The sequence below is a fragment of the Streptomyces adustus genome, assembly GCF_009377175.1.
GTDB classification, from domain to species: Bacteria; Actinomycetota; Actinomycetes; order Streptomycetales; family Streptomycetaceae; genus Streptomyces; species Streptomyces adustus.
Genome location: NZ_VJZD01000388.1, coordinates 1 through 5,683 on the forward strand (window position 1 = coordinate 1; position 5,683 = coordinate 5,683).

Below are 5,683 nucleotides of genomic sequence, written 5' to 3' on the forward strand. Positions count from 1 at the left end.
GGCCAGGGCGGGAGCTTCACGGTTGAACGGGCAGGAGTTCGGCTGTGCGACCTGGCCCGGGTCGGTGGGGGCGGCGTAGAGGCGCGGGTCACTGGTAGTCCTTCTCGACCAGGCCTGGTGAGAGGGCCGGGGTGTGCTGGGTGAGGAAGGCAGTGAGGCGGCTGGTCTGTGTTGCCGCGCGGCTGGTGAGCTGGTCCAGGGGGAGGGCTTCGGCGTTCGCGAGGGCGGCTCGTTCCAGCGCGGGGACTTGTCGCGGGCGGGCGTGGGCGGCGTAGAGGGTGTCAAGGTGGGGTCCGCGTAGTTGCACGGGTCCTACGCGGTGTCCGTGCACGTTCATGGACACGTAGTGCTCGAACCGTTCCATGGCCGCGACCCGGTCCGGACTGGGGTTGTCGCCCCACTCGGCCGTGACGGGTGCGATCGCGGTCCTCGATCCGGCGGTGGTGGCCAGCGTGGACGCGTTCTGGACCAGGGACAGCCGCACCGGGGAGGGCAGGCGTGCCAGCAGCTGGGTCATGCCGTGGACGTGGCAGCGGTATTTGCGGAAGTCCTCGAACATCGCGGCGATGGTCTCCGGTGCCGCGCCGGTCAGGGTGATCAGTTCGTCGAAGTACGCCCGGAAGGGGATGCGTTCGTTCTCCGGGGTGTCGCGGCGGGAGCGTACGGCCCGCAGCAGGTCGCGGGCCAGCAGCGCGGTCACCAGCCGGTCGGTGGGTCCGTTGCCGCCCGGGCACACCCACACCACCATCCGGGTGTCCATGGCGGTGCGGATGTTGTAGACGCCGTCTGGCTGGCCGACGAAGGCGCGGGTGACGGGGTTGGCGGCCAGGCGTGCAAGGGGGTTGAGGACGACGGCGAACGCGTCCGCGGGCAGGGTCGGGAATATCGTCTGCCACCAGCCACGGGTCTCCTCGTCGAGACGGCCGGCCACGGCTTTGAGCGCGGCTGCGCGGAAGGCGGGATCGGTGAGCAGTGCCCGGACGTGGAAGATGGTGGCCTGGTCTGTGGGTCGGCCGGCCCGGCAGGCGGCCTCGTTGACGGCGGCCAGGACGGTGAGTGCGGCGGTCAGGATGGTCAGCGCGCGGGGTGCGCTGGCGTCGTCCCAGGCCAGTGCGGAGGCGAACGCGTCGGCGACTGCTTCGACGACCTCATGAGCCTTCTGGCTGTGGTGCATGCCGAGCGGGTTCCATGAACTGATGCGCGGGTCGGGGCCGAGGCCGTTGAGGTCGACGAGCGCGATCCGCGGCATCAGATGGTCGTGGGCCAGGAACGGCAGGGCGCGGGGCCAGGAGTCGCGGTGGGGGTCGATGAACAGCAACCCGCCTCCGGCGTGCGCCCAGCCGATTGCCTGGGCCAGAGCACGTTCGGTCTTGCCGCCGCCTGCCTTGCCCACTCCGACCTCGAACAGGGTTTCCTCGGCGTAGGTGGCGACCATGCGCTGTCGGCCGTCCGGAGTGCGGTAGAGGCCCTGCAGCAGCAGATCGGGGTTGCCGAACTCGAAAGTCGGCAGGCTGGCGGCAAGCACCGGCAGCCGGCAGTGCACGGTGGGCGGTTTGAGCAGGCCGGCCAGCTCCTCCAGGCGCACCCAGTTGGCGCGGGGCGGCTGGCAGTGGCCCAGTTTCCAGCGGCGCTCGAAACCGCGGCGGGTGGGCCAGTGGTCGGCGCCGATCCGACACGGGCCGATCCGCCAGCCGCGCATGGCCCACCTCGAGCGGCCGCCGAACACATCCAGTGCGGCCTGGAGCTGGGCGAGCCGTGCCTGGGCACGTCCTTCGGTGTTCGAGGCGCACATCACCAGCAGCTGCACGCGCACCAGGTGGTCGTCGTCGGCGAGTTTGCCCAGTTCCTCGGCCGGCTCGATCCTGCGGGGCACGGGCGGCATGACCAGCCGCCGCCCGCCGCCCGGCCCTGGCCTGTCGCTGACCAGTTGCTGGAGCTGCCAGGTCAGGGAGTCTTCGATGCCGGCGGTGTCCTGCCGCAGCCAGCGGGCGGCCCGCTGGGCCTCGCGCCGCTCCCTGCGGCGGGCGGCGCTCAGCAGTTGCAGGCGGCGTGCTCGCAGGGCCCATTTGGGGGCGCGCTGGATGTCGAGCCGGAGCTCGGCGAGGTCGCCGAGCTCGGCGCGCAGGTCGGACACGGCATCGACAAGCGGCTGCAGCGGGTCGGGGCTGAGCGGCACCTCGCGCAGCGGGGCCGTGGGTCTGCCGCGCAGGACGAACTCCGCGCGCACGGTGTGAGTGCGCGGCTTGTCGGTGATCGGCCGGGCCGTGTGCACGGTGACGTCGGGCCCGAACGGGGTGATGGACAGCAGCCGCTGGCCGCCTGCCGGGCCTTCGATGCGGTAGCGCAGCGGGCTGGAGCCGTCCACGCGCAGCCGGATCTGCACCGCCTTCGACCTACGGGGCGCCCACCAGGGCACGCTCGTGGAGGCCCGGGCGAGCTGGACGCCGCGCCGGAAGATCTCTTCCAGGCTCGGGTCGAAGTGCCGGTTGGGCACCATTTCCAGGGCCATCCGCTCGGCCGAGGCGCGCGCCGCGATCCGGCGCACCGCCGACTCGGCGGTTGCCGTAGCGGCGGCTATGGCCAGGGCGGGCAGGTACCAGTGGCCGGAGAGCCAGTCTGCGGCGCCGACAAGCGCGGAAAGCAGGCCGAGTACCTGACCCGTGTCCGTGACGCTGGCGCTGTCTGTCAGGTACGGGGCTGCGCCGACCATGTTGCTGCTCCCTTCTTTGTACGGATGCGGGTGAAGTGCCAGTCAGTGACGCGGAGATCGGTGAAGGTGCCGCCGCGGTCGGTACCGGCCCACACCAGGTGCACGACCGCCGTGTCCGGGCTTGTGCCGCGGCGGGCGATGGCGGCCTGGATGCGGAAGCCGGCCGTGGCGAACGCCGGGGCTACTGCCTGACCTGTAGGGGGGAACACCTGCGGCCACGCCGTGCGCCCGACGCCCGTGGCGTCCGCACGCAGCAGCGCCCGTCCGGCCCCGAGCAGCACGCGCTCGTCGACGGCTGGCAGGTCGGCGGGCCAGGCGGCCTCAAGGTTGTGCTGGATGAACCGGTCCCCAGCCGCACCCTCGCCGTGCGGCGGCAGAGCGGACTGGACGCCAGGCGGTGCCGATGAGGTGGGCGCAGCAGAGGAACGAGTGCTCACGGCCGACGGGCCGGTGCCGGCGGCAGATACTGCGGCCGCTGACGGCGCATGGGTGCTCGTGTGCCCAGCCGGCCCCGACGCCGGACCCGACGTCGGGTTCGGGAACACGTGACCGCGCAGCCCGCCCAGCAGCGCGATGGCGGCGACGGCGAGGATGACGGTGCTCAGCAACAGCAGGCGCGGCGAACGCGCCGGGGCAGCGGTCACAGCAGCCTCGCTCCGCCCGCATAACCCGGCATCGTGTTGACGGCGTCGAGGCGGACCATGGTGCCCGGGCGCGGCGCGTTGATCATCTGTCCGTTGCCCAGGTAGATGCCGACGTGGTGGATGGTGGCGTCGTGTCCGGGGGCGGTGGCGTAGAAGACGAGATCACCCGCCTTGAGCGCACTGGTGCCGAGCCCGGCCGGGATACGCCGGCCGGTACTGGCCTGGGCGGCCGCGGTGCGCGGCAGGCTTATGCCGGCCCGTGCGTAGGCGTACAGCGTCAGGCCCGAGCAGTCGAAGCCCTTGATGTTCGTGCCGCTCTTGCCGCTGGGGGAGCAGCAGATCCCGTACGACGCGCCGCCAGCGTTGCCGCCGCCCCACGAGTAGGGCACCCCTCGCTGGGAGAGCGCGGCCTCGAGCACCGTGCGGACCCTCCCCGGCACGTCGCTCAGGTCCGGGGATTTCGCGGCTGCCGTGTACTGGTCGATCCAGCCCAGCACGCCTGTGACGTACTCGCTGGAGTGGTTGTACTGGAAGACCGCGGCCCTCAGCTGCGACCGCTTCGCCAGATCACGGCCGCCTGCGCACAGGTAGACGGCGGCGCCGAGGGCTGCGTCGTCGGCGTTGTGCGGGTCGGCGACCTGGTCACCGTTTGCGTCCTTGCCTACTGATTCCCAGGTGGAGGGTAGGAACTGGAAGGGGCCGACGGCGCGCTCCCCGTCGGCGGTGCCGTCCCACTTGCCGTGGTCGGTGTCGGGGACGGCGGTGGTGTTGCCGCCAGTGCCGGAGCCGTTGAGGAGCACCCCGTAGATCTTCGGTCGGATGTCGCCGTTGTCGGCGATGGTGCGCCCGATGGCGTGGTTGGACTCGACCTTTGCGATCCCGGCCAGGATCGGCCAGCGCATGCCCCTACAAGCTGGTGCGTACGTTCCGACCTGCCGGGCGGCCTTCTTGTAGGCGGTCAGCATCCGGGCGGGAATGTCCGCGGCACTGCCGCCCTCGGCGATCCCGCCGTCATCCTGCCGGCCCGTCGTCAGCGCCACGTAGGCGCTGATCGCGTTTCCCACGGGGGCGGCGCAGCAGACGGCAGTGAACAGCAGCAGGACTGTCATGCATCCCCACCGCCCCAGACGGCGCCCTGGCGCCGTCACGCGTCCTCACCGTCCTCGGTCTGCCATTGGGCCCGCAGCTCGTGCAGCCGGTCGGCCTGGCGCTGAACCTCTCGCCCGTGCCCGTGCCGGTTGAGGAGCACCCCGTAGATTTTGGGGCGGATGTCGCTGTGGTCGGCGATGGTGCGGTCGGCGGCGTGGTGGGACTCGGCGTTGGCGATTTTGGCCAGGACCGGCCGGCGCATGCCCCGACAAGCGGGTGCGTACGTCCCGGTCTGCCGGGCGGCCTTCTTGTAGGCGGTCAGTATCCGGGCGGGAATGTCCGCAGCCGTGCAGCCCCCGGCGATCCCTCCGTCGCCCTTCAGCTCGGTCCGCAGCGCGGCGTAGGCGCTGATGGCGTCTGCGGCGGGAGTCGTGCAGCACACGGCGGTAAACAACGGCAGCGCGCACGCCCATCGCCCCAGGCGGCGCCTTGCCCGCCTCACCCGTCCTCACCGTCCTCGGTCTGCCATCGCTGCCGCATCTCGCGTAGCCGGTCTGCCTGGCGTTGGGGTTCGCCCTCGACCCCGTGCTGGCGCATCAGGTCCCTCATCCGGGCCCGGGCCTCGTCGCGGGCGGTGCTGCTCGCGCCCGTGCCTGCGGGACTGGCCGGTCTGGTCCTGCTGGGCGCAGGGTCCGCCCGCTGCTGCGGCTGCGGTGTCCTGTTGCGGGCCGGGGAGGCGGGTGTGTCGGATGCCGGGGAAGCCGGAGCTGTACGGCCGGTGGGAGTAGGGGAGCCTGTGGGGCGGGGCGTCGGCGCTGGACGGGCTGGCAGTCGGCGGCTGGCGAAGGGCCCGGGTCCGCCGCGGTCGTCGGTGTTCTCGCGCAGGACGCGAGCGACGTGCCGTCCTGTGTCACCCCAGGCCTGGGCGTCTTCTCGGACCGTGTTGCCCCACACCTGCACCTGCTGGCGGGCGTCCTGGGAGTAGCGTGAGCCTCCTGTGCGGGCGCGACGGACGCCTGCGGGCAGGCCGGCGGTTGCCCCGTAGGCGGCGCGGCCGCCCCGGTGCAGGATGCGGTAGCCGCGCAGGCGGACCAGCCGGTTGTGGGCGCGGGTCGACAGCAGGGTGCGGTCGGTGTGCTGGTCGTGCAGGACCTGGCCCGTGCGGCGGTCGACGATCTGGCCGTCGTCGTTGCGGTAGCGGTCGGGCGGTCCGCCGGGACGGCGCGGCCCTGCGCCTCCC

General features: G+C 72.3%; 4 protein-coding genes and 1 pseudogene. All 5 read right to left on the minus strand.

Annotated elements, in window-relative coordinates:
- Positions 1–88: 88 nt before the first annotated feature.
- The gene (locus tag FNH09_RS43935; protein ID WP_152895468.1) at positions 89–2,710 is read right to left on the minus strand and encodes an ATP/GTP-binding protein; all 2,622 of its coding nucleotides are present in this window, start codon (positions 2,708–2,710) and stop codon (positions 89–91) included.
- Entirely contained in the window at positions 2,686–3,354 is a 669-nt protein-coding gene (locus FNH09_RS47960; RefSeq protein ID WP_338017863.1) for a hypothetical protein, read from the minus strand. Before FNH09_RS47960 ends, FNH09_RS43935 begins: the two co-directional genes overlap by 25 nt.
- The gene (locus FNH09_RS43945) at positions 3,351–4,463 is read right to left on the minus strand and encodes a C40 family peptidase (protein ID WP_152895469.1); all 1,113 of its coding nucleotides are present in this window, start codon (positions 4,461–4,463) and stop codon (positions 3,351–3,353) included. Before FNH09_RS43945 ends, FNH09_RS47960 begins: the two co-directional genes overlap by 4 nt.
- A 35-nt stretch (positions 4,464–4,498) precedes the next feature.
- The gene (locus tag FNH09_RS43950) at positions 4,499–4,885 is read right to left on the minus strand and encodes a hypothetical protein (protein WP_152895470.1); all 387 of its coding nucleotides are present in this window, start codon (positions 4,883–4,885) and stop codon (positions 4,499–4,501) included.
- A gap of 56 nt (positions 4,886–4,941) precedes the next feature.
- Positions 4,942–5,683 (minus strand): annotated as a pseudogene (locus FNH09_RS47380) (hypothetical protein); the annotation flags it as partial.

Bases quoted from the DNA above. Each gene is read 5' to 3' on its own strand.
- FNH09_RS43935 (WP_152895468.1), bottom strand. From the start codon at position 2,710: ATGGTCGGCGCAGCCCCGTACCTGACAGACAGCGCCAGCGTCACGGAC.
- FNH09_RS43945 (WP_152895469.1), bottom strand. From the start codon at position 4,463: ATGACAGTCCTGCTGCTGTTCACTGCCGTCTGCTGCGCCGCCCCCGTG.